Raw genomic sequence first — 26,812 nt, forward strand, 5'->3', positions numbered from 1 at the left:
CCCGGTCACAATGGCCCCATGCGCACCGTGACCGCCGTCGCCCACCGCGGCGACCCCTATCGCGTCCGTGAGAACACGATCGACTCCCTGCGTTCCGCGCTCCGACAGGGCGCGGACGCCGTCGAGATCGACGTACGCCTGACGCGCGACCGTGTACCCGTCCTGCTGCACGACGCGACGCTCAAGCGTCTGTGGGGACACGACCGGCCGCTGAGCTCGCTCTCCGGCGACGAGGTGCGCGGGCTCACCGAGGGCGGTGTGCCGACGCTGGCGGACGCCCTCGAAGCGACCGGGGACAGCAGGGTCATGGTCGATCTGCCGGGAGCGGTGGACGCGCGGGTCGCGCGCGAGATCGTGGACGTGGTGCGGGCGTGCGGGGCCGGCGAGCGGGTGTACTACTGCGCGTCGGCCCCCGCCATGCTCGCGGTGCGGGCCGCCGACGCGTCCGCGGAGATCGCGCTGACCTGGACGACCGTGGCCCCGCCGCGCCCGGGCCTGCTCGACGTCGTACGCCCGCGCTGGCTCAACTACCGTTTCCCCCTGGCGAGTCGCGAGCTCGTGGCCCGGGTTCACCGCGACGGCCACCTGGTCTCCGTATGGACGCCGGACACCCGGCGCTCCATGCGCCGCCTGCTCGACGCGGGGGTCGACTCGATCACGACCAACCGGATCGACACGCTGACCGCCCTGCGCCGGGACTGAGACGAGGTCAGCCGGCGGCCGCCGGCACGGGCACCGGTCCGGCGCCGAGGGCTTCCAGGCGCTTGATCTTCTTCCGTACGACGTACAGCGGGATCACCCCGAAGATCCCGAAGGACATGTCGACGACCGTCCACCAGAAGGGAATTCCGCGGATCGGTCCGCAGATCAGGGCGAGCGGGACGATGCCGGCACAGGCGATCATCCCGAACTCGACGACCCAGATGTTGCGGACCGGATCGCGGTACGGGCCGTAGAACGCGACCGCGATGACGAGATGCGCGAACGCCAGCCAGTCCGTTCCGTAGAGCAGGAACGGGTATTGGGCGTCGGCGGTGTCGAGGCCGCGGCTCACGCGTCCGATCCAGTCCATCAGGACGGGCAGGTGTTCCGGCACGGACAGGGTCCGCAGCAGGTCCTCGGTCCAGTGCAGCTCGTGCACCAGCGGGAAGGCCGTGGCGCCACTGAGCACCAGGCTGACGACGAAGAAGGCAAGCCAAACGCGAATGCCCCGGAGCAGGGCGGCTCTGTCGCTCATACCGGGAGCGTACGCCCCGACTTGAACGTGTTCAAAACCGCCCCGGTCCGGGGCTCCGATGGCTCAGGCGCCGCTCTCCCGCAGCATGTCCTCGCGCTCGACCAGCTTCACGCGCTCACGGCCCTGCGGTTCGCCCAGCGCCTTCTCGGCGGCGTCGAGCCGGTACCAGCCCTCCCACGTGGTGAAGCGGACGTCCCGCTCGCCGAGGAAGGCGTCGACGGCCTCCGGCTCGGGCGACGTGGGCGTGAGCAGACGGCCGTTCGCGTGGTCGTCGAGCAGGCTCGCGACCGTCTCGTTGGCGTCGCCCTTCGTGTGACCGATCAGACCGATGGGACCGCGCCGGATCCAGCCGGTGACGTAGGTGGAGGACAGGTGCTCGCCCGAGTCCTCCAGCACCCGGCCGGCCGCGTCCGGAACGGTGCCCGAGTCGACGTCCCAGGGCAGCTTGGGCAGGCTGTCGGAGAGGTAGCCCACCGCGCGGTAGACCGCGCTGACGTCCCAGTCCTTGAACTCGCCGGTGCCCTTGACGTTCCCGGTGCCGTCGAGGGCCGTGCGCTCCGTGCGCAGGCCGACGACCTCGCCGTTCTCGCCGAGGATCTCGGTGGGCGACTCGAAGAAGTGCAGGAACAGCTTGTGCGGGCGGTCGCCGGTGTCGCGGATCGCCCAGTTCTCCAGGGTCTTGGCGACCATGTCGGACTGCTTGTTGCCGCGCCGGGTGGCGATCGAGCCCTCGTCGTAGTCGATGTCCTCGGGGTCGACGATGACCTCGATGTTCGGCGAGTGGTCCAGCTCGCGCAGCTCCATCGGGCTGAACTTCGCCTGCGCGGGGCCCCGGCGACCGAAGACGTGGACCTCCAGCGCCTTGTTGGCCTTGAGCCCGTCGTACACGTTCGGCGGGATCTCGGTGGGCAGCAGCTCGTCCGCGGTCTTGGCCAGGATGCGGGCCACGTCGAGCGCGACGTTGCCGACACCGAGGACGGCGACCTTCTCGGCCTCCAGCGGCCAGGTACGCGGGACGTCCGGGTGACCGTCGTACCAGGAGACGAAGTCCGCCGCGCCGTACGAGCCGTCGAGGTCGATGCCGGGGATGTCGAGGGCGCGGTCGGCCGTCGCGCCGGTGGAGAAGATCACCGCGTCGTAGAAGGCGCGCAGATCGTCGAGGGTGATGTCGCGCGGGTAGTCGACGTTGCCGAAGAGGCGGATCTGCGGCTTGTCGAGCACCTGGTGCAGGGCGGTGATGATGCCCTTGATCCGGGGATGATCGGGGGCGACGCCGTAACGGATGAGACCGAACGGGGCCGGCATTCGCTCGAACAGGTCGATGGAGACACCGGGCTCGGCGGCCACTGCGGATTTCAGCAGCGCGTCGGCGGCGTAGATTCCGGCGGGGCCGGCTCCGACAATGGCTACCCGCAGAGGGCGAGGCATGATCAGATTCCCTTCGAGCAGGGGCAGGGGACTCGTCGGGAAGCCTAAACTGAGGCAAACCTAAGTCAGTAGGCGGGTCCGGGCTATGACCTCATAAGGCCGACTTATGGCTCCTGAAGGACCGCTTTATGGGTGGCGTCGTCCTCTGCCGCCGGTCCCCCTGAGCAGTCACCTCTGGTCCGCCCTGGACGGCGTGGGAACGGCCCCGGTGCGGGCGGCGGACGGGCGGGCGGTCGCGGGGGTGGAAGCGGACGCCCGCGTGGCCGACGGAGTGCGGGTGAGCGTCGGAACGGCGGTCGTACGGGCCGTGGGCACGCTAGCGGGCGCCGACGTCCGGCGCGCAGGACCGCTCCCGCGGGGACGGGGGACGGCGCTCTCGGGCGAGACCGACGGAGTGGGCTCGGGCGACGGGCCGCTCGCGGGCGGCGGGGCCATCGGGACCACCGGGGACACGGGCGCCTCGGGCGCGGCCGACCGGAGCGGCAGCACGACGAGCGCGCCGAGCGCGCACGCCACGGCCGCCCCGGCGGCGGCGCGCAGCAGCCGGCGCCGGGCAGCGCCCCGGCGGATCGCCTCGTAGCGGCCGGGCGGTGGCGAGAGGTACTCGGACGGGGGCCGCATGATGACGGCGAGCGGGTCGTCGGGGCCGAAGTCCGGACCGTCGTCAGAGTGTGTGATCAAGACTTCTCCTCAGATGGGCGCGGAGCGTTTCGCGGGCCGCGTGGAGATCGGCCTTGATCGTTCCTTCCTTGCGCCCGGTCAGCGCGGCCACCTCCCGGATCGGCATGTCAGCGTAGTAGTGCAGCAGGATCGGGACGCGCAGCCGTTCGGGCAGCGACTGCACGAGCAGGCGCACGGAGGGATCGGCCTGTTCGTTCGGCGGGCCGACGGCGGCCTCGGCGGTGGCCCGGTGCACGGCCCTGCGCTCCCGCTCCAGTTTGCGCCAGTGGTCCCGGACGAGGTTGGCGGCCGTGACGTAGAGGAATCCCCGCGGCTCGGCCACGGAGGTCCAGCGGGACCACAGCCGGGTGAACGCCTCCGAGGCGATCTCGTGGGCCGTGCCGTCGTCGTCGACGAGACGGCGGCACCAGCCGGCGAGGCGCGGGTAGAGGGCGGCGAACAGCTCGGAAGCCGCCTTCTCTCGGGACCCTTTCAACATTCTCCATGGTCGTGACGGTGCCGGGAGCGGACGATCCCGGGCCGCGGGGGTACGGTCCTGCGGCCCAGGATCCCGGACTGCCGGCCGGGGGTCAGGGGCTCGCGGACGTCAGCGCCGCGAACACGATCACGTTGTCGCGGTAGCCGCTTCCGGAGCGGGGACCTCCGCAGGTGATGAGCCGCAGCTCCGGGCGGTCCACGTCGCCGTAGACCGCGTCCGACGGGAAGTCGGCCTTGGCGACGGTACGGACGTCGTCGACGGTGAACCCGGCCGACCCTCCGTTCTCCAGGCGCACGACGATCCGGTCGCCGTGGCGCAGGCGCGCGAGGTGACGGAAGACGCCGTCGCCGTACGGGCCGACCGTCACATGACCGAGGATCACCGAGGGACCCTTCTGGCCCGGCGTCGGCGAGTACCGGTACCAGCCGGCCCGGTCGTGTGCCGTGACCGGCGGCACCTGCACGCCGCCGTCCGGTGCCAGTCCGAGCCGCGTCAGCGGGGTGTCGACGCCGATGGCCGGTATCCGCAGCCCGACCGGCGCCGAACGTGCCATCGCACGCACGGGCTTCGCGGCGGACGGCGAGGCCGTGGAGCCGCCGCCGGGCCGCGCGGTCGCGGGTGTGCCGCCGGGCTTCGGCTGCGCGGACGAAGTGGCCGGACGGCCGCCGCACCCCACGAGCAGCGCGGCCGCCGCCGTGGCGACGAACGCGCGCCTGGAGAGGGAGGTCATGCCCCGGTCGCCCGCCGACGGCGTACGGCGAAGACGCCCGCGCCCACGGCGAACACGGCGGCGGCGCCCCCGCCGACCAGCCCGGCCGCCGGGCCGGAGGACGGCGTCGCGGTCGGGGCCACACCGGTGTCGGGCGCTCCGTTCGGCCGGACGGAGACCTGCCGCGAGGCCGGCGCCCGCGTCGGCGCAGCGCTGGGCACGGCGGAGGGCACGGCGGAGGGTGCCCGGGTCGCGGTGGGGCTCGCCGGGGCGGGGGCCGTGGTGGGGCTCGCGGAGGCCGGGGCCGCGCTGACGCTCGGTCGGGTCGAGGGGCGCGGGGACGCCCCGTCGGCGAACGCGGGCACCGTGCCCACCAGCACGGCGGTGCACGCGAGTGCCGTGGCACTGAAGACGGTTCGGCGCATGGATCGCTCTCTTTCGTCGGTCCGCCCGCCGGTGGAGCGGCGGGCCGGTTACGGATCGAGCGGAGAGACGAGCGGGCGGTGGACGGGGTTGTAAAGAGCGGGCAAAGACGACGAGGGGAAAGGCGGTTCGCCCGCGAGCGGAGCGACCCGCTGCCGTTTCCGAGGCCAACTTCGGCCAGGGCGACCCGCTCCCGTTCCGGCGTCGGCCTCGGTCAGGGCGACCCGCTCCCGGTCCAACGCCCACCTCGGTCAGGGAGACCCGCTCCCGGTCGGTGCCAACCTCGCCCGGCGCGCTCGGCGTTGGTGTGAGGGTTGGGGCGGGCGAGGTCTGGTTCGGCCTGGAAAGAGGGCAGTTGTACGGCCGGGCCGAGCCCTGTAATGCCCGAGTAACGGCGTCTGCCTAGCGTCCGTGCTCCCCCTACCGTTCCCGGAGGAGCACCCCCGATGCACCTGCCCCAACCGCCCCGGCGCAGAGGCGCCGTCTGGGTGGCGGCCGCCTTCACCGCGACCGCCCTGCTGACCGCGTCGACCCCCGCACTCGCCGCCGGCGCCGCCCCGTCGTCGTCGGCCGAGGTCGACTCCGCGCTCACCGCCGCCGTGGCCAAGGGCGGTGACGCGACGTTCTTCGTCGTCCTGAAGGACCAGGCCGACCTGTCCGGCGCCAAGAAGCAGAAGACGCACGCCGCGAGGGCCAGGGCCGCCTTCAAGGAGCTGCGCGCGAAGGCCGCGGACAGCCAGGCCTCCCTCAAGTCCTTCCTGGACAAGAAGAAGATCGGTCACCAGGACTACTGGATCGCCAACGCGATCCAGGTCACCGGTGGCCAGGACCTCGTGAACGAACTGGCGAAGCGTCCGGACGTCGCGTCGATCGTCAAGGAGCAGCACTACAAGCTCGACGACATCGAGACCGCCGACAACAAGATCACCACGTCGCGCACGGACTCCTCCGCGAACGGAGACGACACCCCCGAGTGGGGCGTCGCCGACATCAACGCCGACGACGTGTGGAACCAGTACGACGACCGCGGCGAGGGCATCGTCATCGCGAACGTCGACTCGGGCGTGCAGTACAACCACCCCGATCTGGTCGCCCAGTACCGGGGCAACAACGGCGACGGCTCCTTCACGCACGACTACAACTGGTACGACCCGACCGGCCAGTGCGGCACCAGTGGCGTCCCCTGCGACAACAACGGCCACGGCACCCACACGATGGGCACGATGGTCGGCAAGCACGGCATCGGTGTCGCGCCGAACGCCAAGTGGATAGCCGCCAAGGGCTGCGAGTCCTCCTCCTGTTCGGACGAGTCGCTGCTGGCGGCCGGCCAGTGGATCCTCGCGCCGACCGACCACAACGGCCAGAACCCGCGCCCGGACCTCGCGCCGAACATCGTCAACAACTCCTGGGGCGGCGGCGACACGACGTTCTACCAGGACATCGTCGAGGCCTGGAACGCCGCCGGCATCTTCGAGGCGTTCGCGGCCGGCAACGACGGTGACGGCAAGACCTGTTCCACCGCGCACGCCCCCGGCTCGCAGGCCCCGTCCTACGGCGTCGGCGCCTACGACTCCACCGGCACCATCGCCTCCTTCTCCGGCTTCGGCCCCTCGCTCGTCGACGGCTCGATGAAGCCGAACATCTCGGCTCCGGGTGTCAAGGTCGAGTCCACGTGGCCCGGTTCGTCCTACAACACCGAATCCGGTACGTCGATGGCGACCCCGCACGTCGCGGGCGCGGTCGCGCTGCTCTGGTCGGCGGCCCCGTCGCTGATCGGCAAGATCGACGAGACCCGTGCGCTGCTGAACCAGGGCGCGCGCGACGTCGACGACACCCACTGCGGCGGCACCGCCGACATGAACAACGTGTGGGGCGAGGGCAAGCTCGACATCCTCGCCTCCGTGGACAAGGCCCCGCACACCGCGGCCACCGTCACCGGCAAGGTCACCGACAAGGCGACCGGCGCGGCCCTCGCCAACATCACCGTCAAGGCCACCGGCACGGGCGGCGACGTCCGCACGGTCACCACCGCCGGCGACGGCACGTACAAGATCGCGCTGCCGGCCGGCACGTACGGCTTCGCCTTCAGCGGCTACGGCTACGCGAACGGCTCGACCACCGGCGTCACGGTGGTCGAGAACCAGGCCCTCACCCAGGACATCGCGCTGACCGCGGTGGCCTCGCACAAGGTCGGCGGCACGGTGCTCGACGTCACCGGAAAGGCGCTCGCGGGTGCCACGGTCGAGGTGACCGGTTCCCCGGTCCCCGCCGTCACCACGGACGCCAAGGGCGCGTACTCCTTCACGAAGGTCGCCGAGGGCACCTACGGACTGACGGTCAAGCCCGCGGCGCCCGTCCTGTGCAACGGCGTCTACACCGGCACCGCCACCGTCGCCTCGGCCGACCTGACCAAGAACGTCCAGGTCCCGGCCCGCACCGACGACTCCGGCAACAGGTGCGCCCCGGCCGCCTACTCCTGGATCGCCGGCACCAAGAAAGTCTCCCTGACCGGTGACGAGGACTCCGCGACGGTCTCCCTGCCCTTCCCGGCGAAGCTGTACGGCGTCTCGTACTCCTCCGCCTCCGTCACGACCGACGGCCTGGTGAACTTCCTGTCCTCGCGCGTCGGCGACTACTCCAACACCGCGCTGCCGACGACGGGCGTGAACGGCGTCAAGGGCATCGTCGCCCCGCTGTGGGACGACCTGACCCTCGACAAGAAGTCGTCGGTGCAGACCGCCACCACCGGCACCACCGGCAGCCGCAGGTTCGCCATCGTCTGGAACAACGCCGCCTACGCCAACGGCACTTCGGGCCGCGCCACCTTCGAGGTCGTCTTCGACGAGGCGACCGGCGCGGTGACGGTCCAGTACCAGTCGGTCGCGGACAAGGGCGCGGGTGCCACCGTCGGCATCGCGAACCAGTCCGGCACCGACGCCCTCCAGTACTCCTTCAACCAGTCCGTGATCGCCGACGGCACCGCCGTCCGCTTCACGCAGGGAGCCAAGTGATGAGAGCCCCCCAGTCCCGGCGGGCCCTGCGGCTCGCCTCCGCCCTGGTCGCGGCGGGCCTGTGCCTGAGCGTGAGCCCGCAGGCCCTGGCCGCCGACGACAGCGGCTCGGCCATGAAGCTGACCAGTGCCGAGGCCGAGACCCTCGCCGCCCACGTCGCCCTCGACCCGAACGCCGGTGCCGGCGACACCGCCACGGTCAGCCCGAAGTCCCCCGACTCCCCGAAGCCCGCCGACGACGGCACCGGAACGGACACCGGCTCCGGCACGGACACCGGCAGTGGCAGCGGCTCCCAACTGGACGGCGCCTCCACGGACGCCGACGCGAGCGCCAAGGTCACCCTGACCGCCGGGGCCAGGCTGGAAGGCGTGCGCGGCATGGGCGCCACCGTGCCGGTCGGCAGGAACGGCGACTACTTCACCTTCAACAGCATGGGCTACGTGCAGCGGCACGCGGCCGACGGCAGTGAGGTGTGGGCCCGCACCAGCAGTTCGTTCTACCCGGAGTGGCAGGTCAAGCCGACGCAGCCGTGGCGGACCGAGCCGTACCCGGCGCAGATCCTGATGGGCTACAACGCCGTCTCGCCGTTCTCCGCCAACTCGGACAACGGCTACTCGACCGGTGACCTGACCGGCGACGGCGTCCCGGACGTGGTCTTCTCGGCGCAGGTCGGCACCACCCCGTACCCGCGTCCGTTCACCTCTCCTGGCTCGTCGCTGACCACGGGCACGTTCGTCACCGTCCTCGACGGCAAGACCGGCAAAACCGTGTGGTCGAAGCTGTACAACCGCGCCTCCATGGTCAAGATCGTCGACGGCACCCTGCTCGTCGCCGACGCACCGAGGATGAGCGGCGACTCCAAGGTCCCGGCCGCCGCCACGATGACCCTGACGGGCATCCGCTTCTCGTCCGCGGACGGCGTGCTGACGCCGGCGACGACCTGGACGTACGACACCGGCGAGGCCCGCAAGGGCAACTGGGGCGACATCCAGGACCTGGGCAAGGGCAAGGTCGTCGTCTCCTGGAACCTGGCCAAGGCCACCGGCGTCGACGCGCGCGGCCGCACCCTCGTGCTCGACACCGCGGACGGCTCGGTCACCTGGCAGACCGACAGCATGCTCTACAGCCGTCAGCTCCGCGTGGACGCGGGCCGCAAGCGGATCGTCGCGCTCGACCAGCAGGACTCCACCGACGCCGTGCGCTACGAGGTCGCCTCCTACGACCTGAAGACCGGTCACCGCGCCACGCTGGAGACCCGGGACAACGTCCTGCCCACCGCGCTGACGGTCGGCGACCTCACCGCGAAGGACGGCGACGAGTACGCGGTCGCCGAGTCCTCGCTCGACGAGGACTACTACGTCAACGCCAGCACGGTGCGTGTGCTCGACGGCACCGACCCCGACAAGCTCCTGTGGTCGAGCACGGTCAAGCGCGACGCCGGCAACGCCAAGGACGCGGCGAGCGTCTGGCGCCTCGCGGTGGCCGACGGCAAGCTGGTCACCTCCGCCCAGGACGACCGCGAGATCAACGGCGCGGGCAACCCCGGTGGCGGCCGGTACGCGTCCCTGACCGTCTACAACGCCAAAGGTGTGGTCGGCTGGCAGAGCAGGGGTGTCGCGGCCGCGCCGATGTACCAGGACGTGTTCAGCGACGCCGCGGGCACGCACGTGCGGATCGTCGACCAGGCGGAGAACATCCGCACGTTCAAGCTCGCGAGCGGCAAGGCCGAGGACGTGACGCCGCTGATGGGCGACATCGCGTACGCCAAGGCCGCCGACCTGAACAAGGACGGCAGGAACGACGTCGTCATGGCGGGCCAGTCCGACGGTGTGTGGGCCTACTCGGGCCCGTCGCTGGTGAGCGGCAAGCCCGAGAAGCTGTGGCAGGCCACCGTGCCCGGCGCGGTGCACGACATCGAGACCGGTGACGTCAACGGCGACGGCAGGCCGGAGATCGTGGTCGCGGCCGACACCGCCGTGGTCGTCCTCAACGGGAGGACCGGCAAGACCCTCGCGACCATCGAGGGCGGCGCGGGCCAGTACGTCCGCTCCGCGAAGCTGGCCGACCTGGACGGGGACGGCGAACTGGACATCCTCGTCCCGACCGACGCCCTGCGCGCCTACTACGGCGACGGCCACGCGCTGTGGACGTACAGCGCGCCCAAGAGCGCGGGAGACGTCCGCTTCACCGACCCGTCCGCCGGCGACGGCAAGGTGTACGCGGCCTACGCCAGCCTCGACGCGTACGACCTGGACAGCCCGGTGACCGACGCCGTCGCGCTCGACGCCAAGAACGGCAAGGTCCGCTGGGACCTCGCGCCGAAGGCCCCGGCCGACGCGGTGGGCCCCGTCCGCACCGCCACGCCGAACGACGGCATCCTCGCTTCCAAGGAGATCCCGTACGCGGACGGGCACGCGGTCGTCTACCAGTGGAACCTCACCGCGCCGATCAACATCAACGGCGCCGAGTCCCTCAGCCCCCGGAACTACTTCGAGATCCGCGACGGCCGCACCGGCGAGGTGCTGCACTCCGGCTACGACGGCGGCCTGTGGACGCACTTCAGCTACTGGGCCGAGGACGGCGCGCTGTACGAGGGCGGCACGGCCGCCTTCCGCCGGTACGAGGCCGACGGCAAGGACAGCAAGGCCGGGACCGTCGCCCAGTCGTACGGCGGCGGCTTCATGACCGGACCCGGCGGGCGCAAGCTGCTGGTCGCCGGTGCCGACGGCGGGCTCGACCTGTGGGACCCGAGCATCTTCGACAGCCCCGACACCTGGTCCAACAGTGTCGGCGGCGTCACCCTGATGGGCGCGCGCAACTATCTCGCCGCCGACCTGGACGGCGACGGGGTCGACGAGGCGCTGTCGCTCGCGGGTGACGACAACGGTTTCGACCGGACGGCCGAGGAGTTCGGCGGCCGCTACTACATCCCGAACAACGCCATCCACCAAGTAGCCACGTACAAGCTCTCCTGACCGGCTCCACACCGGTCCGACCGGAACCCCCTGGGCCTCGCCCAGGGGGTTCTCGGCCTGCTCGGCTACGCTGTCGCCCCTATGAGCACGCGCCAGACGAACGGGACGGAATTCAGCCCTCCGTTGCTGCGTCTGCACCTTTTCGACGGCTTCCGGGCTTCACGTGACAGCGGCCCCGAGCCCGCCGAACGCTGGCCGCGGCCCGGCGCCCGCACCCTGGTGAAACTGCTCGCCGTCGTCCCCGGCCACCGGCTCCACCGCGGCCAGGCCATGGACATCTGCTGGCCCGACGCCGACCCGCAGGCCGCCGCGGGCAGCCTGCGCGTCGCCCTGCACGCCGCACGCCACGCCCTCGAACCCGAACTGGCCAAGCGCGCCGCCTCCTCGTACCTGATCTCCGACGGCACGCTGCTCCACCTCGACCCGGCCACGGTGTGGATCGACGCCGACGACGCCGAGACGGCGGCCAGGTCCGCCCTCGCCGACGGCGGCGTGGACGAACTGACCGACGCGCTGGGCCGGTTCACCGGTGAGATCCTGCCGGAGGACCGCTACGCGAGCTGGGCCGGGGAACGCCGCGAGCAACTCGCACTGCTGCGTGAGCAGCTGCTCCTCCGGCTCGCCGAAGCGCAGCTGGAGCGGGGCGCCGCCGCCGAAGCGGCGGCCGTGGCCGAACAGGTCCTCGCACAGAGCCCGGCCGAGGAACTGGCGCACCGCGTGCTCATCGACGCCCTGCTCCGCCAGGGGCTGCGCCGCCAGGCCGTACGCCAGTACCACGCGTGCCACGAGGTCCTCTCGGCGGAACTGGGCGTACGGCCCGGACCGGAGACGGAGCGGCTGCACCGGGCCGCCCTGGCCGCGGCGCCCGCCCCCGCCCCCACCGCCCCGCCGCTCCCCGCCCTGCTGCGGGCCACCCGCAGCGCACCGCCGCTGCGGGGCCGGGACACCGTGCTCGCACGGCTCCTCGCGACGGACGGGCCGCCCGTCACCCTGCTCACCGGCGAGGCGGGCGTCGGCAAGACCCGCCTGGTGAGCGAGGTCGCCCGGCGTGCCGCCGCGGAGGGCACGGCCGTGCTCTGGGGCGGCGGCCAGGACGCCGAGGGGCACACGCCGTACGGGGTGTTCGCGGAGGCGCTGGAGGGCTGGCTCGCCGGGCACGGCGCCGCCGAGCGGGCCCGGGTCGGGTCCGAGTACCCCGAACTGGCCTCGTTCCTCCCCTCGCTCGGGCAGGTGGGAACCTCCGGCGAGCGCAGCCCGGAGGAGGAACGGGACCGGCTGTTCCGGGGCATCACGGCACTGCTGGGCGACCTCGCCGCTGCCCGTCCCGTACTGGTCGTCCTCGACGATCTGCACGCCGCCGACACGGGCTCGTACCGCCTGCTCGGCCATCTGGCCCGGCGGGCCGTGGAGCGGGACACCGCCCTGCGGTTCCTGGCGACCTACCGCGAGGAGGAGCTGCCCGACGGCGACGCGCGCCGCTCGGCCGTGGCCTCCCTCCTGCGCCGGCGTCACGGCGTACGCGAGGAGCTGAGCCGCCTCGACAAGGAGGCCTGCCTGGCGGTCGTCCGCGACGCGGCCGCGGACCCCTCGCACGAGGAACGGGTCCACCGGGTGTGGGAACTCTCCCTCGGCAACCCGCTGTTCGCCCTCGAACTCGCCCACGGCCTGGCCGACGGGGACGGCGCAGGCCTCGCCCCCGAAGGGGTACGGGGGCTGGTGGCCGACCGGCTCGTACGGCTCGACGCGGACGCCCGCCGCGTCGTCGAGGCGCTCGCCGTCGCCGGCGGCGACACCGCGCTGTCCGAACTCCTGGACGTCGCCGAACACGGACTGCACCCCCCGGTCGCCGGGGCCGCGGCGGCCGACGCCCTGGAACAGGCCATCGCCGCCTCGCTCGTCGAGGAACGGCCCGTCGTGGTGGCCGGGCGGTCCGAGGAAGGTGTGGCCTTCCGGCATCCGCTGGTCCGGCTCACCTGCTACGAACAGCTCGCGGCGGTCCGCCGCCGGCAACTGCACGCCGCGTTCGCGCAGGCGGTCAGACGGCGCCGTCCCGACGCCGTCGACACCCTGGCCTCCCACTTCGCCCGCGCCGACGACCCGCGGGCGGCCGAGTACCTGCGCCGGGCGGCGGAGCGGGCCGCGGCCCTGTACGCGAACGACACCGCCGACCGCTACTACCGCGACCTGGTGGCCCGGCTCGACGTCGACGCGGCCCGCGCCCGGCTCGCCCACGCCCATGTCCTGCGGAGGATGGGCCACTTCGAGCAGGCGGCCGACGCCCTGCGGCTCTCGCTCGCGGAGTTCGAGCGGCGCGAGGACCGTGACGAGGCCGTCCTCGCCTCGGCGCTGCTCGCCGAGACCCTGGCCCGGACGAGCGCACCGGCGGCCGCCCGTCGCACCCTGCGGGAACACCCGGTGACCGCGGACACCGGTCCGGAACCGGCAGCCAGTCACTTCCTCGCCCTGTCCGTGATCCGCTGCGTCCAGGGGCGGTACACCGCCGGGCACGAGGCCGCCCGGCAGGCCCTGACCTCGGCGCGGAACGTGCCGGGAGCGTCCGGCCAGCGGCTGCTGGCCCGCGCCTTCGCGATGCAGGCCGCCAACCTCGGGCTCGCCGGCCGCTTCGACCAGGCACGCGAGGCGGGCGACCAGGCGCTGGCACCGGCCGAGGCCTACGGCGATCCGACCCTGCTCGGCTCGGTCCTGTCGATGCTGCGCGAGAACGCGCGGCGGGCGGGCAGGCTGCGGGAGGCGGTCGACATCGGAACCCGCGCGCTCGGCCTCGCCGAACAGTCGGGTGATCCCACCGCCGCCGCGTTCGAGCGCGGGAACCTCGCGGAGCTGCGGCTGCTGCTGGAGGAGCCCGGGCCCGCCCTCGCCTTCGCGGAACAGGCGGTCACGGGCGCGGAGGCGTACGACGCCTGGTGCCTTCCGTACGCGCTCGCGACCCTGGCCCGCGTACGGGTCTTCACGGGCGCGGCGGAAGCGGCCGTGCCCCTCCTGGACCGCGCGGAGGCGGTCGCCGCCGAGCTCGGGGACCGGCAGGCGGAGCACGAGGTGCGCACGGCGCGCGCCGAACTCGCCCTGCGCACCGGCCACCCGGACCGGGCGCTGCGCGCCCTGGACGGTCACACCGACGACGCGCCGGTGCTGGTGGCCTGGGCGGAGCTCCTGTCGGGACGGGCCGAGGCCGCGCTGCGGCTCGCGCGCGCCGAGGCGGCCCGGGCCGAACGGACCGGGGAACGCCTCACCGAGGTGGAGGCGCGCATCGTCCTCGGCGCCTCGCTGTCGCGGCTCGCCCCGACGCGGGAGGGCGCGAGGGAGCTGACGCGGGCGGAGTCGCTGGCCCAGGCACTTCCCTATCCGGCCGGGACCCGTCGGCTGACCCGCGCCCGGGCCCTGCTGCGGGAGCTCTGAACCCGGTCTCCTCTTGCGTCGTTCGCGGGCGTCAGAGGGCCCGGGCCGGCCAGTCCAGCAGCCGTGCGCCGATGACCGCGGTCTGGAGCATGTAGCGGTGGGCCGGGTCGGCCGGGTTGGCGCCGGTGAGCTTGTGGATGCGCTCCAGACGGTAGGTCAGGGCGCGCACGCTCAGGCTCAGACGGCGGGCGGCCTCGGCCGCCACGCAGCCGCAGTCGAAGTACGCGGTGAGGGTGTCCAGGAGCGGCTGGGCGCCGCCGCGGCTCGTGGTGAGCGGTCCGAGGGTGTCGAGGACGAGGTCGGCCATGGCCTGGCGATCCCGGGTCAGGACCGGGTAGACCAGGAGGTCGGCGGCCCGCAGGACCGGATCCTCGAGGCCCAGGCGTTCCCCCAGTTCGAGGGCGTTGAGCGCTTCCTCATAGGAATGGACGACGCCACCGGGGCCGGGCTGGGGGCGGCCGATGGCGACGCGCCCTCCTTCCGCGGCGGCGTAGGCCTGCTTGGCGAAGTAGCCGAGGACGTCGTCCTGATGGCCGGGCGCGACGCACAGCAAGCGCCCGTCCTTGGTGGTGATCAGGACGTCGCGGTCGCCGAACCGGCCGATGAGCGCCCGTTCGACCTGCCGCAGCACCGGGTCGCTCTCGTCGTACGCGGCCGGGCCCTGGGCGACGGCGACCGCGTGGGCGTGCGAGAGGCGCAGCCCGAAGCGTTCGGCGCGTTCCGCGAGGCGGCCCAGGTCGCTGCGGCCGTAGAGAAGGTCGTCGATGAACTCGCGGCGCGCGGCCTCCTCCTGACGTACGGCATGGCGCTGGGCGCGCTCGTAGCCCTCCGCGAACGCGTCTATCGCCTGCTGCACGGCGCCCAGAGCGGCGTCGGTGGAACCGGGTGAGGCGGGCCAGGCCGAACGCGCGGCGGTCAGATGGTCGCTGACGAGGGTGCGCAGCCCGTGTCCGGCTTCCGCCGCCCGCTCACCCAGGGCGCGCCGGGAATCGATCTCCTCGCGCGTGAGGCGCCGGCCGGTGGCCGAGACCGCGGCCAGGATCTCGGCGTAGCCGTGCAGATGGTCCACCGGATGCTCGCGGTCGGTCACGTCGTCCCCCGAATCTTGACGCGCCGGTGACGGTTTCTTGACGGCCCTCCGGCATGCAGACCCTAGTGAACGCTGCCGGGAATCGGCAATGCGGGTGCGCGTCCCGGCCGTGCACCATGACGTGCGGGGAGCACTGTGAAGGTTCTGGTGCCGGACACCGGCAGGTGGTGCCCGGCCCGGAACCGGGAGGGGAGCAGCGCCCCGGGGCGTGTCCGGTCCGCTCACGGACCGTGCAGGCATCGGCGGCCAACGCACCGGTGAACCGCTCACGCGAGTCTCGGGAATGGTTGATAAGGCCCGACCCTGCCGGGAACCGGCAATCTCCTGGTGGTGCTGCGGTTCGGCGCCGCCGGGGTCAGCCGCACTCGGCAGGCCCGGCCCCCCGGTTCACAGGCCGGCTATCGCGTTCCAGCGCTTGGCGAACGCGGTGCGTTCGCCGGCGGTGATGTCGCGGGCGATCGCGAGGCGCTTGCGCATGGTCGCGTCCGGGAAGATCAGCGGGTCCTCGGCGAGGGCCGCCGTGTCCTTGTCCTTGGAGGAGGCGAGGACGTCCTGGGCGGCGGGGACCGGACAGACGTAGTTGACCCAGGCCGCCAGCTCGGCGGCGACCTCCGGCTGGTAGTAGTAGTCGACGAGCTTCTCCGCGTTGGCCTTGTGCCGGGCCAGGTTGGGGATCATCAGCGACTCGGCCCACAGTTCGGCGCCCTCCTCGGGGACGACGAAGCGGATGTCGGGGTTGTCGGCCTGGAGCTGGATCACGTCGCCCGAGTAGGCCTGGCAGGCGAGGACGTCCCCGCTCGCGAGGTCCTTGATGTAGTCGTTGCCGGTGAAGCGGCGGATCTGCCCGCGGCGCACCTGCTTCTCGACCCGGTCGCACACCCGGTGGAAGTCGTCGGCCCGCCACTTGGTGATGTCGACGCCGTCGGCCTGCATGAGCAGCGCGAACGCCTCGTCCAGGCCGGAGAGCAGGGTGACCCGGCCCTTGAGGTCGTCGGCCCACAGGTCGGACACGTGCTTGATCTCGCGGCCGAGCTTGCGGCGGTTGTAGGCGATACCGGTGATCCCGGACTGCCACGGCACCGAGGACTTGCGGCCGGGGTCGAAGGCGGGCGAACGCAGCAGCGGGTCAAGGTACTTGGCGACGTTCGGCTGCCGGGACCGGTCCATCTCCTGGACCCAGCCGAGCCGGACGAAACGGGCACACATCCAGTCGCTGATGACGATCAGGTCGCGCCCGGTCCGCTGGTGGTTCATCAGGGACGGGCTGATCTTGCCGAAGAACTCGTCGTTGTCGTTGATCTCCTCGACGTAGTCGACGGCGATCCCGGTGCGCTCCTCGAAGGCCTCCAGCGTCGGCCGCCGGCTCGTGTCCTCGTCGTCGGTGTCGATGTACAGCGGCCAGTTCGCCCAGGTCAGCCGCTTGTCCGAGGCGGAGAGGTCGGCTCCGGACCGGTCGCCGGGTGCCACGTACGCGGCCGGTACGCCGCATCCCGCGAGGGCTCCGAGGGCGGCACCGCCGCCCAGGGCGCGCAGCAGGGACCGGCGGGACGGGGGCGAGGTCTTCCGATTCACGGGCACGCGCGCAGCATGCCGAACCCGGCTCCTTCCGGACAATGGACGCTGCGTCGATCAGTCGCCCGCCGACCCGACACCCTGTCGATCCGTTTCCGGGCGGCGCTTCGAGGACTCCGGACGCGTGACCGGCGGCCGGCCCCGGCCCGGCTCACGGCCCGGGGCGTTCGCGGGCGGGGCGCACGCCGGGAACGTGACCCGTACCGACAGGCCGCCCTGCGGACGGGGCCACGCCTCCACCGTGCCGCGGTGGGCGGTGGCGACGGCCGTGACGATGGACAGGCCGAGGCCCAGCCCCTCACGGGGGCGGCCCTGCCCGTGCGGGCGGGTCCGGGGCCGTGCGCGGGTCCGTTCCGTGCCGAGCCGCCGGAACGGCTGGAAGAGTCCGGCCACCTGGTCGCGCGGGATCACCGGGCCGGTGTTGTCGATCCGCAGGACCGGGAGCCCCGCCTCCGTCCCGGTCCACACACGGACCCACCTCTCACCGGCCCCGCCCGCGTTGTGCCGTACGGCGTTGTCCGCGAGGTTGACCACCAGGCGCTCGATCAACTGGGGATCGCCCAGCACGGGAGCCGAGCCGAGGTCGGCCCGTACGGTCGGCGCACCGGCCTCGGACCCGGCGTCCGGCAGCAGTTCCCGCACCGTCTCGGCGAGGTCGAGGAACTCCCTGCGCTGCAGACCGCGTTGGCTGCGGGCGAGGGTCAACAGGGCGTCGATGAGCCGCTCCTGTTCCTGCCCGGCGGCCCGGACGCGCAGGCACGCGGCCCGCAGGGTCTCCACCGACGCGCCGGGGTCGGCGAGCGCGACGTCCACGATCGCCTGCTGGAGCGTGAGAGGCGTGCGCAGTTCGTGCGAGGCGTTGGCGACGAACTGCTTCTGCGCCTCGAACGCGCCCTCCAGCCGCCCCAGTACGTCGTCGAAGGTGTCCGCCATCGCCTTGAGTTCGTCCTCGGGTCCCGGCACGGCCAGCCGCTGGCGGAGGTTGTCCGCGGAGATCCGCCGGGCGGCGGCGGTCATCGTGCGCAGCGGGGCGAGGACCCGGCCGGCCATGATCCAGCCCAGGGCCACGGAGGCGAAGGTCATCACGGCGAGCGCGACACCCGCCTCGACGAGCAGTTGGTGCAGTTGGTCGGCGCGCAGGGCCTCGGCGTACGTCGTGAGCGCCGGCGGGTCGGGAGTGGTGAGGGCCTGCCCCGCGGGCAGCCCGGGTTCGATGGACGAGACGACGCCCGCGGAGGGCCGGGACCGTGACACCAGGAAGTAGGTGAAGCCGAGCAGGGCCGCGCCCGCCGCCACGAACAGGGCGCTGTAGAGCAGGGTCAGCCGCCACCGGATACTGCGCGGCACCATCGGCCGGCGCACCCCGGCGGGCCCCGGCCGCCGGAGACCCCGGGGGCTCCACCGCCGGCTCCCACCCGTGTTCGTCATGCGATGCGGTATCCCGCCCGGTCCACCGTCGCGATGAGCGGCGGCTCCCCCAGTTTGCGGCGCAACCGGCTCACCGTGACCTTCACGGTCTGGCTGAAGGGGTCGGCCGCCTCGTCCCAGGCCCGCTCCAGCAGTTCCTCGGTGGAGACCACGGCACCCTGCGCGGCCAGCAGGAGTTCGAGCACGGCGAACTCCTTCGGGCTGAGGGCGAGGCCCGAACCGCTCCGGGTCGCCTGCCGCCGTGCCGGGTCGAGCCGCAGTTCCCCGCGGACCAGGACGGGAGGCAGGGCCGGTTGCGCCCGGCGCGCCAATGCCCGTATCCGCGCGACGAGTTCGGCGAACGCGAACGGCTTGGAGAGATAGTCGTCGGCTCCGAGGCCGAGTCCCGTGACCCGGTCGGCCACCGTGCCGGACGCGGTGAGCATCAGCACCCTCGCGCGGCTGCCGCCCGCGGCCAGCGTCCGGCACACCTGGTCGCCGTGGACCCCGGGCAGGTCGCGGTCGAGCACCACGACGTCGTACCCGTTGACGGTGGCGCGTTCCAGCGCCGTGGGCCCGTCCAGCGCGAGATCGACCGCCATGCCCTCGCGGCGCAGCCCGGCGGCCACGGTCTCGGCGAGCTCTTCATGGTCCTCGACCACCAGCACACGCATGGCGGTCAGTGTGACGCGCCGCTGGTTACACGGGGATAAGGGCCCGTTGGCAGAGTCCCCCGTCGCGGGAACCGGGCCGGGCCTGTCGCGGCGCCGTAAGGAAGACCGTTCCCGTGCCGTAACCACCCCCCGGCTTGGCTGGAGCGCAGCACGGCACCGGACGCCCCGCCCCGACCCGCCGGACCACGGCGCGTGACGGCACGGCGGTGCGTCACCGTGCGCCATCGCGTCCGAACCGGCGGCACCGCCGCCCGCCCCATGGAGGAAAGCCCATGCGTGCACCGGCCACCCGGCCCCAACGACTCGCCCTGGCCTGCGCCTTGATCTCGGCCGCCACGCTGGGGACCGTCAGCGCCTCTGCGGCGACGGCCGCCTCGGCGTCCGACCGGACCACCGTGACCGCCGCGACGACGGGGACCGCCGGCGCGCCCCTGCTCAGGCGGCACGGCGGGACCGGGGTACCCCCCAAGGGCGGACTGCCGTCCGGCGGAGCCCTGCCGGCCATCGCCTACCGTCCGACCTCGCACGCTCCCGGCGACGTGAACACGGCCGACGACGCGTTCGCGGCCTGCATGCGCGACCACGGCCAGAAGTACTTCCCGGCCTTCCACGCCTCGAAGGACAAGCGGGGCCGGATCCGGTTCGACGTGCGGATGAGGGCGGGCAAGGGGTTCGACCCGGCCTCGAAGAGCTACCGGACCGCGCAGAAGGCGTGCGCGCCGATCCTGAGGAAGGCCGGCGTCACCTTCTCGACCGGGTCCGGCCTGCCGCCGGTGACCGTGCCCGGCAGGCCCGGCAAGGGGTCGGGAGGCGGCTTCGGCGAGCTGCCCGGCTTCCACACGGAGAAGAGTGAGCCGGGCGCGCCCGACGGGCCCTCGCTCTCCGGCGTGACCGAGAGCGCCTGAGCCGGCGCCCGGGGGAAAGGCGTGGCCCCGGCCGGGATCGACTCCCGGCCGGGGCCACGCTCACACCTGGGTGCGGTCAGCCGTCCAGCGACGTCATCACGTGCTTGATGCGCGTGTAGTCCTCGAAGCCGTAGCCCGACAGGTCCTTGCCGTAGCCGGACTTCTTGAAGCCGCCGTGCGGCATCTCGGCGACCAGCGGGATGTGGGTGTTGATCCACACGCAGCCGAAGTCGAGGGACTTGGACAGGCGCATCGCGCGGCCGTGGTCCTTCGTCCAGACCGAGGAGGCGAGCGCGTAGTCGACGCCGTTGGCCCACTCGATCGCCTGGGTCTCGTCCGAGAAGGACTGGACGGTGATGACCGGGCCGAAGACCTCGTTCTGGATGATCTCGTCGTCCTGCTTCAGGCCGGAGACGACGGTCGGGGCGTAGAAGTAGCCCTTGTCGCCGACCTGCTGGCCGCCCGCCTCGACCTTGGCGTGCGCGGGCAGCCGCTCGATGAACCCGGCGACCTGCTTGAGCTGGTTGGGGTTGTTCAGCGGGCCGTAGAGCACGTCCTCGTCGTCCGGCTGACCGGTCTTCGTCTCGGCGGCGGCCTTGGCGAGCGCGGCGACGAACTCGTCGTGGATGGAGTCCTGGACGAGGACGCGGGTGGCGGCCGTGCAGTCCTGGCCGGCGTTGAAGAAGCCCGCGACCGAGATGTCCTCGACGGCCTTGGGGATGTCGGTGTCCTCGAAGACGACGACCGGGGCCTTGCCGCCCAGCTCCAGGTGGACGCGCTTGACGTCCTTGGACGCCGACTCGGCGACCGAGATGCCCGCGCGGACGGAGCCGGTGATGGACGCCATCGCCGGGGTCGGGTGCTCGACCATCGCGCGGCCGGTGTCGCGGTCGCCGCAGATGACGTTGAAGACGCCCTTGGGCAGGATGCCGCCGAGGATGTCGGCGATCAGGACGGTGGAGGCCGGGGTGGTGTCCGAGGGCTTGAGGACGACCGTGTTGCCCGCCGCGAGCGCCGGGGCGAACTTCCACACCGCCATCATCATCGGGTAGTTCCACGGCGCGACCTGGGCGCAGACGCCCACCGGCTCACGGCGGACGATCGAGGTCATGCCCTCCATGTACTCGCCGGCCGAGCGGCCTTCGAGCATGCGGGCGGCCCCCGCGAAGAAGCGGATCTGGTCGATCATCGGCGGGATTTCCTCGGACCGGGTCAGACCGATCGGCTTGCCGGTGTTCTCCACCTCGGCCGCGATCAGCTCCTCGGCCCGCTCCTCGAACGCGTCCGCGATCTTCAGGAGGGCCTTCTGACGCTCGGAGGGGGTCTTGTCCCGCCACTCCGGGAAGGCCGCGGCGGCGGCCGCCATCGCGGCGTCCACGTCCGCCTGGCCGGAGAGCGGCGCGGTCGCGTACGCCTCGCCGGTCGCGGGGTTGACCACCTCCGTGGTCCGTCCATCGGCGGCATCGCGGAACTCTCCGTCGATGTAATTGCGCAGACGACGCAGCTCGGTGCTCACTGCCCGGCCCTCCTGTCGGATGTACAACGGCCCAGGTGTCCACTACCTGAGATGCCTGGACCCCACCCTAATCCGTGACTCCGCGTTTTCAACACCCCCGAACGGCCCAGAGCTGCGAAATCCGCAAGACACGTACCCGTAAACAACGAATTTCATCGCCTGAACCTTGCGGAACTGTCGATACGTCGTGCACAGTGGGGTCGTGGTCAGTCGAAGCGCGGAACCAAGGGACTCCCGCGAGTCCAGGAACGGCAGTCCCCAGTTGGACACCGTCTCCCTCGCCATCATCGAGCAGCTCCAACAGGACGGACGCCGCCCGTACGCCGCGATCGGCAAGGCCGTGGGCCTCTCCGAGGCTGCCGTGCGCCAGCGGGTCCAGAAGCTGCTCGACCAGGGCGTCATGCAGATCGTCGCCGTCACGGACCCGCTCACCGTGGGATTCCGCCGGCAGGCGATGGTCGGCGTCACGGTCGAGGGCGACCTCGACCCGGTGGCGGAAGCGCTGGCTGCCATGTCGGAAGTCGAGTACGTGGTGATGACCGCGGGCTCGTTCGACATCCTCGCCGAGATCGTCTGCGAGGACGACGACCACCTGCTGGACGTCATCAACAAACGCATCCGGGCCCTGCCCGGGGTGCGCTCCACCGAGAGCTTCGTCTACCTCAAGCTCAAGAAGCAGACCTACATGTGGGGAACCCGATAACCGTGAGCACCAAGGACCTCAGCAAGACCGCGTACGACCACTTGTGGATGCACTTCACCCGCATGTCCTCGTACGAGAACGCGCCCGTTCCCACGATCGTCCGTGGTGAGGGCACCTACATCTACGACGACAAGGGCAAGCGCTACCTCGACGGTCTCGCGGGCCTGTTCGTGGTCCAGGCCGGCCACGGCCGCCGGGAGCTGGCCGAGGTGGCCGCCAAGCAGGCCGCCGAGCTGGCCTTCTTCCCCATCTGGTCCTACGCCCACCCCAAGGCCGTGGAGCTCGCCGAGCGCCTCGCGCACCACGCGCCGGGCGACCTGAACAAGGTCTTCTTCACCACGGGTGGCGGCGAGGCCGTCGAGACCGCGTGGAAGCTGGCCAAGCAGTACCACAAGCTCACCGGCAACCACACGAAGTACAAGGTCATCTCGCGCGCGGTCGCCTACCACGGCACCCCGCAGGGCGCCCTGTCGATCACCGGCCTGCCGGCCCTGAAGGCCCCCTTCGAGCCGCTCGTCCCGGGCGCGCACAAGGTGCCGAACACCAACATCTACCGCGCCCCGATCCACGGCGACGACCCGGAGGCCTTCGGCCGCTGGGCCGCCGACCAGATCGAGCAGGAGATCCTCTTCGAGGGCGCGGACACCGTCGCCGCCGTCTTCCTGGAGCCGGTGCAGAACGCCGGCGGCTGCTTCCCGCCGCCGCCCGGCTACTTCCAGCGCGTGCGCGAGATCTGCGACAAGTACGACGTGCTGCTCGTCTCGGACGAGGTCATCTGCGCCTTCGGCCGTCTGGGCACCTACTTCGCCTGTGACAAGTTCGGCTACATCCCGGACATCATCACCTGCGCCAAGGGCATGACCTCGGGCTACTCCCCGATCGGCGCCGCGATCGTCTCGGACCGCATCGCCGAGCCGTTCTACAAGGGCGACAACACCTTCCTGCACGGCTACACCTTCGGCGGCCACCCGGTCTCCGCGGCCGTGGGCCTCGCCAACCTCGACCTGTTCGAGCGTGAGGGCCTCAACCAGCACGTGCTGGACAACGAGGCGAACTTCCTGAAGACCCTCCAGAAGCTGCACGACCTGCCGATCGTCGGCGACGTCCGCGGCAACGGCTTCTTCTACGGCATCGAGCTCGTGAAGGACAAGGCCACCAAGGAGACCTTCACGGACGAGGAGTCGGAGCGCGTGCTCTACGGCTTCGTCTCCAAGAAGCTCTTCGAGTACGGCCTCTACTGCCGTGCCGACGACCGCGGCGACCCGGTCATCCAGCTCTCGCCGCCGCTGATCTCCGACCAGTCGACCTTCGACGAGATCGAGGGGATCGTCCGCCAGGTGCTGACGGAGGCGTGGACCAAGCTCTGATCGCGAATCCCGCCGATCCCCGGCCGTGAACCCGGCTCCGCCGACTTCCCCACGGCGGGCCCGGGTCTTCCGTCCGACTGATCAACACCGGCCCCGGTGCCGCCCGTTCGAGTGAGAATGGGCGGCCCGGGGCCGCGTGCTGTCCGGCCTCCCCGCCCCGACTCCTTAGCGTGCCCTGTGACCGATCGGCCCTGCCTTCGTTCCCCCGTCCGGGGGACCGAGCGACCTCGAAGAGGTCGCCGGGCACGGCACATCAGCTCTGAACGAGGTGTACGCGATGGTGGCCCCGCCTGACAACGACGTGCTCTGGGCACGCGCCCTGCACGTCAAGCACAACGGCTCGCCCGCGCTCAGCGGTGTCTCGCTCGGCATCCGTGAGGGCGAGATCCTCGCCGTCTGCGGCCCGCGCGGCAGCGGCAAGACGACCCTCCTGCGGTGCCTGTCCGGCCAGCTCCTGCCCCAGCAGGGCGAGGTCTGGTTCAACAGCTCGCCCGTGCACACCATGGGCCCGCTCACCCGCGAGCGGCTGCGCCGCGACCGGTTCGGCTGGATCGACCCGGTCCCGACCCTGATCCCCGAGCTGAACGCCTGGGAGAACACCGCCCTCCCGCTGATGCTGCGCGGCTGGACCCGCCGGGCCGCCAAGACCGCCGCCCTTGAGTGGCTGGAGCGCCTGGACGTCGGCCGCTGCGCCCGCAAGCGCCCGCACGCCCTGCTCCAGGCCGAACGGCAGCGCGTGGCCGTCGCCCGCGCCCTCGCCCCCACCCCCACCGTGCTGTTCGCCGACGAGCCGACGGCCCCGCTGCACCGCGCCGACCAGACCCAGGTCCTGCGCACGCTCACCTCGGCGGCCCGCTCGCACAACATCACCGCCGTCCTCGCCACCCACGACCCGGACACCGCGGCCCTCGCCGACCGCACGATCTCGCTGCTCGACGGACGGCGTGTGAACACCGTCCACCTGCCCCCGGTCACCGAGACGGAAGGCCGGGCCGCGTGCTCGCTCTCCGTCTAGCCCGCGGGGGCCACCCCCTCGTCCAGCTCCGCCGGCTCCTGGTCGCCGCCGCCTCCGCGGGCACCGGGTTCCTGCTGCTGTGCACGCTGGGATACGCGATGAGCCACCCGGACGCCTCGGCCGCCGGCGCGCTGCGCCTGGCCTGGTGCGTCGTGCCCCTCGCCGCCACGGTCTACTTCGCCGTCGCGGTCGCCCGCACCGACCCCGCCACCCGGCCCCGGCCCGGCCTGTCCGCCGTCGGCCTCGGCCCCGGCCGGCTGATGGCGATCTCCGCCGCCACCACCGCCCTGTCCACCCTCCTCGGCTCGCTGATCGCCCTGCTCCTGTTCCTCCATCTGCGCGGCGACCTGACCGGCGGCCCGATCGGCGGCGCGGCGGAGGACTTCCTCGCCTCGGGCCTCTCGCTGCCCCTGCCCGCGGCGCTCACGCTGCTCGGCCTGGTTCCGGTCGCGGCCTCGGGCGCGGCCGCCCTTTCCCTGCGCCCCCGGGACAGCGGTCCCGTGCGCGCCGCGTGGTCCTACGGCCGTACGTGGATGTCGACGCGGCAGAACCCCGTCGCGAGCACTCCACGGACCGTCGTGCGCCGTGACGCCCTCCCCATCGGCAGCGCCCCGGGCACCCTCGCGCCGTTCACGGCACCCGGTGGGCCCACGGGCTTCGCGACGGCCGGCCTGACCGAGGGGCTCACCTCGACCGGCACGGGCGACGGTGTCACCGTGACCGGCACGGGCGACGGGTTCCGGACCCCCTCGGCCGCCCCCGGCGGCGCCGCCCTGCCGGCACCCGACCCGCTCGCCCCCGGAGCGAACGGCTCCGGCGGCCCCGACTTCCACTGGACCGCCGAGGCGTACGCCTCCGGGGAGACCGGGACGACGGCGGCCGAGGAGCACCGGGCCGCCGTCACCCACGGAACGCCGTCCTCGTACCAGCGCGTGGACCTGCCGTACGTCGACACGGACGCGGTGTACGAGGACCCGCGACCGGCGTACGAGGGCGCCGCCGTGCCCGGGGCGCGCCCGGACCCGCGCCGGGTCGCCGAGGCCGGCGGGCTGCCCGCCGCGCCGGGCTACCCGAACGGTCTCCCCTGGGGCGCGGCCACGCTCGCGGCCGGGCTGGCCGTGGAGACGTACGCGAGCCGCTCGGGACCGGCGCCCGCGCTCGCGCTGCCCGGCGGATTCGCCGGCGGTCCCGCCGGGGTGCTGCTCGGCTGGGTGCTGACCGCGGTCGGTCTGGCCCTCGCCGGGCCCGCGATCACGTATCTGTGCGGATGGCTGCTCCAGGCCGTACGTCCCGGCGCGCTGCGGCTGCTGGCCGGGCGGGTGCTCCAGTCGGAGGCGCGGCGCATCGGACAGCCGCTGGGCGTGGTGTGCGCGGTGGCGTCGGGCGCGTTCGCCATGACGACGCTGTACACCGGCGCCCGGCCCGACTTCGGTCCGCTGACCACCCTGGGCGCCGCGCTGGTCGCCGGGTGCACGGTGCTGACGCTCGCGACCGCCGCCGTCGAGGCGCGGCAGGCCCGGGCCGACACCACGGCGGCCCTGCTGCGGCTGGGGGCGCCCGCCACCCTGCTGCGCGGTGCGGCGGCCCTGCGTGCCGGGGTGCTGTTCCTCGCGTTCGCCCCGCTGACCTGGGCGGTCGCCGAGCTTGCCGCGCTTCCCCTGATCCGCTGACCGGCCCGCGGAGCACTCCGCGCGACGTACGGGAAAAAGGGTCCGCGCCGGGCGATGAGTTCCGGGCGGACCCCCGGTCTATCCCTGCGAACAGCACGACACCGACGGGAGAACCTCGCATGTACCAGCAGATGATCTTCGTGAACCTGCCCGTGTCCGACGTGGCCGCATCCAGGAAGTTCTTCACGGAGCTCGGCTACTCGATCAACCCCCAGTTCTCCACGGACGACTGCGCCTGCGTGGTGATCAGCGACACGATCATCGCGATGCTCCTGAGCAAGCAGCGCTACGCGGACTTCACCAAGAAGGAGATCGCGGACGCGACCAGGACCAGCGAGGTGCTGCTGTGTCTGAGCGCCGAGAGCCGCGAGAAGGTCGACGAACTGGTCGACGGCGCCATCGCGGCGGGCGGCTCGGGGTCCGGCGAGGCACAGGACCAGGGCTTCATGTACGGCCGCGCCTTCGACGACCTGGACGGCCACACCTGGGAGGTCATGTGGATGGACCCGGCAGCGGTCCAAGGCTGACCCTCCC

Annotated in this window: 21 protein-coding genes; 10 read left to right on the plus strand and 11 right to left on the minus strand. The window is 72.5% G+C overall.

Features of this window, described 5'->3' with window-relative positions; all coding sequences use genetic code 11:
* The first annotated feature begins 18 nt into the window (after positions 1-18).
* Complete coding sequence (locus ACFRIC_RS27160; RefSeq protein ID WP_382790632.1) at positions 19-702, plus strand: glycerophosphodiester phosphodiesterase; 684 nt, start codon at positions 19-21, stop codon at positions 700-702.
* A gap of 7 nt (positions 703-709) precedes the next feature.
* Here ACFRIC_RS27160 and ACFRIC_RS27165 read toward each other — a convergent pair whose 3' ends face one another.
* The 6 genes from ACFRIC_RS27165 to ACFRIC_RS27190 all read right to left on the minus strand — a co-directional run bounded on the left by ACFRIC_RS27165 (position 710) and on the right by ACFRIC_RS27190 (position 4,958).
* Positions 710-1,237: a hypothetical protein gene (locus ACFRIC_RS27165; protein ID WP_382790636.1), complete on the minus strand. Its 528-nt coding sequence runs from the start codon at positions 1,235-1,237 to the stop codon at positions 710-712.
* Between the two features lie 63 nt (positions 1,238-1,300).
* On the minus strand, positions 1,301-2,665 hold the full coding sequence (locus tag ACFRIC_RS27170) for an FAD-dependent oxidoreductase (RefSeq protein WP_382790639.1): 1,365 nt from the start codon (positions 2,663-2,665) through the stop codon (positions 1,301-1,303).
* A 168-nt stretch (positions 2,666-2,833) separates the two neighbouring features.
* Positions 2,834-3,346 carry a hypothetical protein gene (locus tag ACFRIC_RS27175; protein WP_382790642.1) on the minus strand — a complete coding sequence of 171 codons (513 nt, stop codon included), beginning with the start codon at positions 3,344-3,346 and terminating at the stop codon, positions 2,834-2,836.
* Positions 3,330-3,821, minus strand: coding sequence for an RNA polymerase sigma factor (locus tag ACFRIC_RS27180; RefSeq protein WP_382791272.1), 492 nt, complete (start codon positions 3,819-3,821; stop codon positions 3,330-3,332). Before ACFRIC_RS27180 ends, ACFRIC_RS27175 begins: the two co-directional genes overlap by 17 nt.
* A gap of 94 nt (positions 3,822-3,915) precedes the next feature.
* Entirely contained in the window at positions 3,916-4,554 is a 639-nt protein-coding gene (locus ACFRIC_RS27185) for a class F sortase (protein WP_382790645.1), read from the minus strand.
* Positions 4,551-4,958 (minus strand): sortase-dependent protein, encoded by a 408-nt coding sequence (locus ACFRIC_RS27190; protein WP_382790648.1) that lies wholly within the window; start codon positions 4,956-4,958, stop codon positions 4,551-4,553. Before ACFRIC_RS27190 ends, ACFRIC_RS27185 begins: the two co-directional genes overlap by 4 nt.
* 444 nt (positions 4,959-5,402) lie before the next feature.
* On the opposite strand from ACFRIC_RS27190, the gene ACFRIC_RS27195 reads away from it, so the two are divergent.
* The 3 genes from ACFRIC_RS27195 (at position 5,403) to ACFRIC_RS27205 (ending at position 14,359) form a co-directional block, all read left to right on the plus strand.
* Positions 5,403-7,967: a S8 family serine peptidase gene (locus ACFRIC_RS27195; protein WP_382790650.1), complete on the plus strand. Its 2,565-nt coding sequence runs from the start codon at positions 5,403-5,405 to the stop codon at positions 7,965-7,967.
* Entirely contained in the window at positions 7,967-10,942 is a 2,976-nt protein-coding gene (locus tag ACFRIC_RS27200; RefSeq protein ID WP_382790653.1) for an FG-GAP repeat domain-containing protein, read from the plus strand. The genes ACFRIC_RS27195 and ACFRIC_RS27200 overlap by 1 nt, the downstream gene beginning before the upstream one ends.
* Before the next feature lie 81 nt (positions 10,943-11,023).
* Complete coding sequence (locus ACFRIC_RS27205; protein ID WP_382790656.1) at positions 11,024-14,359, plus strand: ATP-binding protein; 3,336 nt, start codon at positions 11,024-11,026, stop codon at positions 14,357-14,359.
* 31 nt (positions 14,360-14,390) lie between these two features.
* Here the strand turns inward: ACFRIC_RS27205 and ACFRIC_RS27210 are convergent, their stop codons facing one another.
* The 4 genes from ACFRIC_RS27210 to ACFRIC_RS27225 all read right to left on the minus strand — a co-directional run bounded on the left by ACFRIC_RS27210 (position 14,391) and on the right by ACFRIC_RS27225 (position 19,102).
* Entirely contained in the window at positions 14,391-15,449 is a 1,059-nt protein-coding gene (locus ACFRIC_RS27210) for a PucR family transcriptional regulator (protein WP_382790658.1), read from the minus strand.
* Positions 15,450-15,836: 387 nt separating this feature from the next.
* A complete protein-coding gene (locus tag ACFRIC_RS27215) occupies positions 15,837-17,027 on the minus strand; it encodes a PotD/PotF family extracellular solute-binding protein (protein ID WP_382790661.1) in 1,191 nt (396 codons plus the stop codon).
* A gap of 51 nt (positions 17,028-17,078) precedes the next feature.
* Complete coding sequence (locus tag ACFRIC_RS27220) at positions 17,079-18,371, minus strand: sensor histidine kinase (protein WP_382790664.1); 1,293 nt, start codon at positions 18,369-18,371, stop codon at positions 17,079-17,081.
* A 74-nt stretch (positions 18,372-18,445) separates the two neighbouring features.
* Complete coding sequence (locus ACFRIC_RS27225) at positions 18,446-19,102, minus strand: response regulator transcription factor (RefSeq protein WP_382790667.1); 657 nt, start codon at positions 19,100-19,102, stop codon at positions 18,446-18,448.
* 272 nt (positions 19,103-19,374) lie between these two features.
* Between ACFRIC_RS27225 and ACFRIC_RS27230 the strand changes: the two genes are divergently transcribed.
* Positions 19,375-20,007: a hypothetical protein gene (locus ACFRIC_RS27230; RefSeq protein ID WP_382790671.1), complete on the plus strand. Its 633-nt coding sequence runs from the start codon at positions 19,375-19,377 to the stop codon at positions 20,005-20,007.
* 76 nt (positions 20,008-20,083) lie between these two features.
* On the opposite strand, the gene ACFRIC_RS27235 is transcribed toward ACFRIC_RS27230, so the two are convergent.
* Entirely contained in the window at positions 20,084-21,523 is a 1,440-nt protein-coding gene (locus ACFRIC_RS27235; protein WP_382790673.1) for a gamma-aminobutyraldehyde dehydrogenase, read from the minus strand.
* 187 nt (positions 21,524-21,710) lie between these two features.
* On the opposite strand from ACFRIC_RS27235, the gene ACFRIC_RS27240 reads away from it, so the two are divergent.
* The 5 genes from ACFRIC_RS27240 (at position 21,711) to ACFRIC_RS27260 (ending at position 26,805) form a co-directional block, all read left to right on the plus strand.
* Positions 21,711-22,226 (plus strand): Lrp/AsnC family transcriptional regulator, encoded by a 516-nt coding sequence (locus tag ACFRIC_RS27240; protein ID WP_339131888.1) that lies wholly within the window; start codon positions 21,711-21,713, stop codon positions 22,224-22,226.
* Positions 22,211-23,593, plus strand: coding sequence for an aspartate aminotransferase family protein (locus tag ACFRIC_RS27245; RefSeq protein WP_382790676.1), 1,383 nt, complete (start codon positions 22,211-22,213; stop codon positions 23,591-23,593). Before ACFRIC_RS27240 ends, ACFRIC_RS27245 begins: the two co-directional genes overlap by 16 nt.
* A 277-nt stretch (positions 23,594-23,870) precedes the next feature.
* Positions 23,871-24,608, plus strand: coding sequence for an ABC transporter ATP-binding protein (locus ACFRIC_RS27250; RefSeq protein WP_382790679.1), 738 nt, complete (start codon positions 23,871-23,873; stop codon positions 24,606-24,608).
* Positions 24,590-26,278 (plus strand): hypothetical protein, encoded by a 1,689-nt coding sequence (locus tag ACFRIC_RS27255; protein ID WP_382790682.1) that lies wholly within the window; start codon positions 24,590-24,592, stop codon positions 26,276-26,278. The genes ACFRIC_RS27250 and ACFRIC_RS27255 overlap by 19 nt, the downstream gene beginning before the upstream one ends.
* Before the next feature lie 119 nt (positions 26,279-26,397).
* Positions 26,398-26,805: a VOC family protein gene (locus tag ACFRIC_RS27260; protein ID WP_382790685.1), complete on the plus strand. Its 408-nt coding sequence runs from the start codon at positions 26,398-26,400 to the stop codon at positions 26,803-26,805.
* Positions 26,806-26,812 lie beyond the last annotated feature (7 nt).

The sequence above is a fragment of the Streptomyces sp. NPDC056738 genome, assembly GCF_042790435.1.
In the GTDB taxonomy this organism is placed as follows: Bacteria; Actinomycetota; Actinomycetes; order Streptomycetales; family Streptomycetaceae; genus Streptomyces.

Coding starts and splice junctions, on each gene's coding strand:
- ACFRIC_RS27200 (WP_382790653.1), top strand. CDS start 7,967: ATGAGAGCCCCCCAGTCCCGGCGGGCCCTGCGGCTCGCCTCCGCCCTG.
- ACFRIC_RS27195 (WP_382790650.1), top strand. CDS start 5,403: ATGCACCTGCCCCAACCGCCCCGGCGCAGAGGCGCCGTCTGGGTGGCG.
- ACFRIC_RS27225 (WP_382790667.1), bottom strand. CDS start 19,102: ATGCGTGTGCTGGTGGTCGAGGACCATGAAGAGCTCGCCGAGACCGTG.
- ACFRIC_RS27205 (WP_382790656.1), top strand. CDS start 11,024: ATGAGCACGCGCCAGACGAACGGGACGGAATTCAGCCCTCCGTTGCTG.
- ACFRIC_RS27160 (WP_382790632.1), top strand. CDS start 19: ATGCGCACCGTGACCGCCGTCGCCCACCGCGGCGACCCCTATCGCGTC.
- ACFRIC_RS27190 (WP_382790648.1), bottom strand. CDS start 4,958: ATGCGCCGAACCGTCTTCAGTGCCACGGCACTCGCGTGCACCGCCGTG.
- ACFRIC_RS27165 (WP_382790636.1), bottom strand. CDS start 1,237: ATGAGCGACAGAGCCGCCCTGCTCCGGGGCATTCGCGTTTGGCTTGCC.
- ACFRIC_RS27230 (WP_382790671.1), top strand. CDS start 19,375: ATGCGTGCACCGGCCACCCGGCCCCAACGACTCGCCCTGGCCTGCGCC.
- ACFRIC_RS27260 (WP_382790685.1), top strand. CDS start 26,398: ATGTACCAGCAGATGATCTTCGTGAACCTGCCCGTGTCCGACGTGGCC.
- ACFRIC_RS27185 (WP_382790645.1), bottom strand. CDS start 4,554: ATGACCTCCCTCTCCAGGCGCGCGTTCGTCGCCACGGCGGCGGCCGCG.
- ACFRIC_RS27170 (WP_382790639.1), bottom strand. CDS start 2,665: ATGCCTCGCCCTCTGCGGGTAGCCATTGTCGGAGCCGGCCCCGCCGGA.
- ACFRIC_RS27220 (WP_382790664.1), bottom strand. CDS start 18,371: ATGGTGCCGCGCAGTATCCGGTGGCGGCTGACCCTGCTCTACAGCGCC.
- ACFRIC_RS27250 (WP_382790679.1), top strand. CDS start 23,871: ATGGTGGCCCCGCCTGACAACGACGTGCTCTGGGCACGCGCCCTGCAC.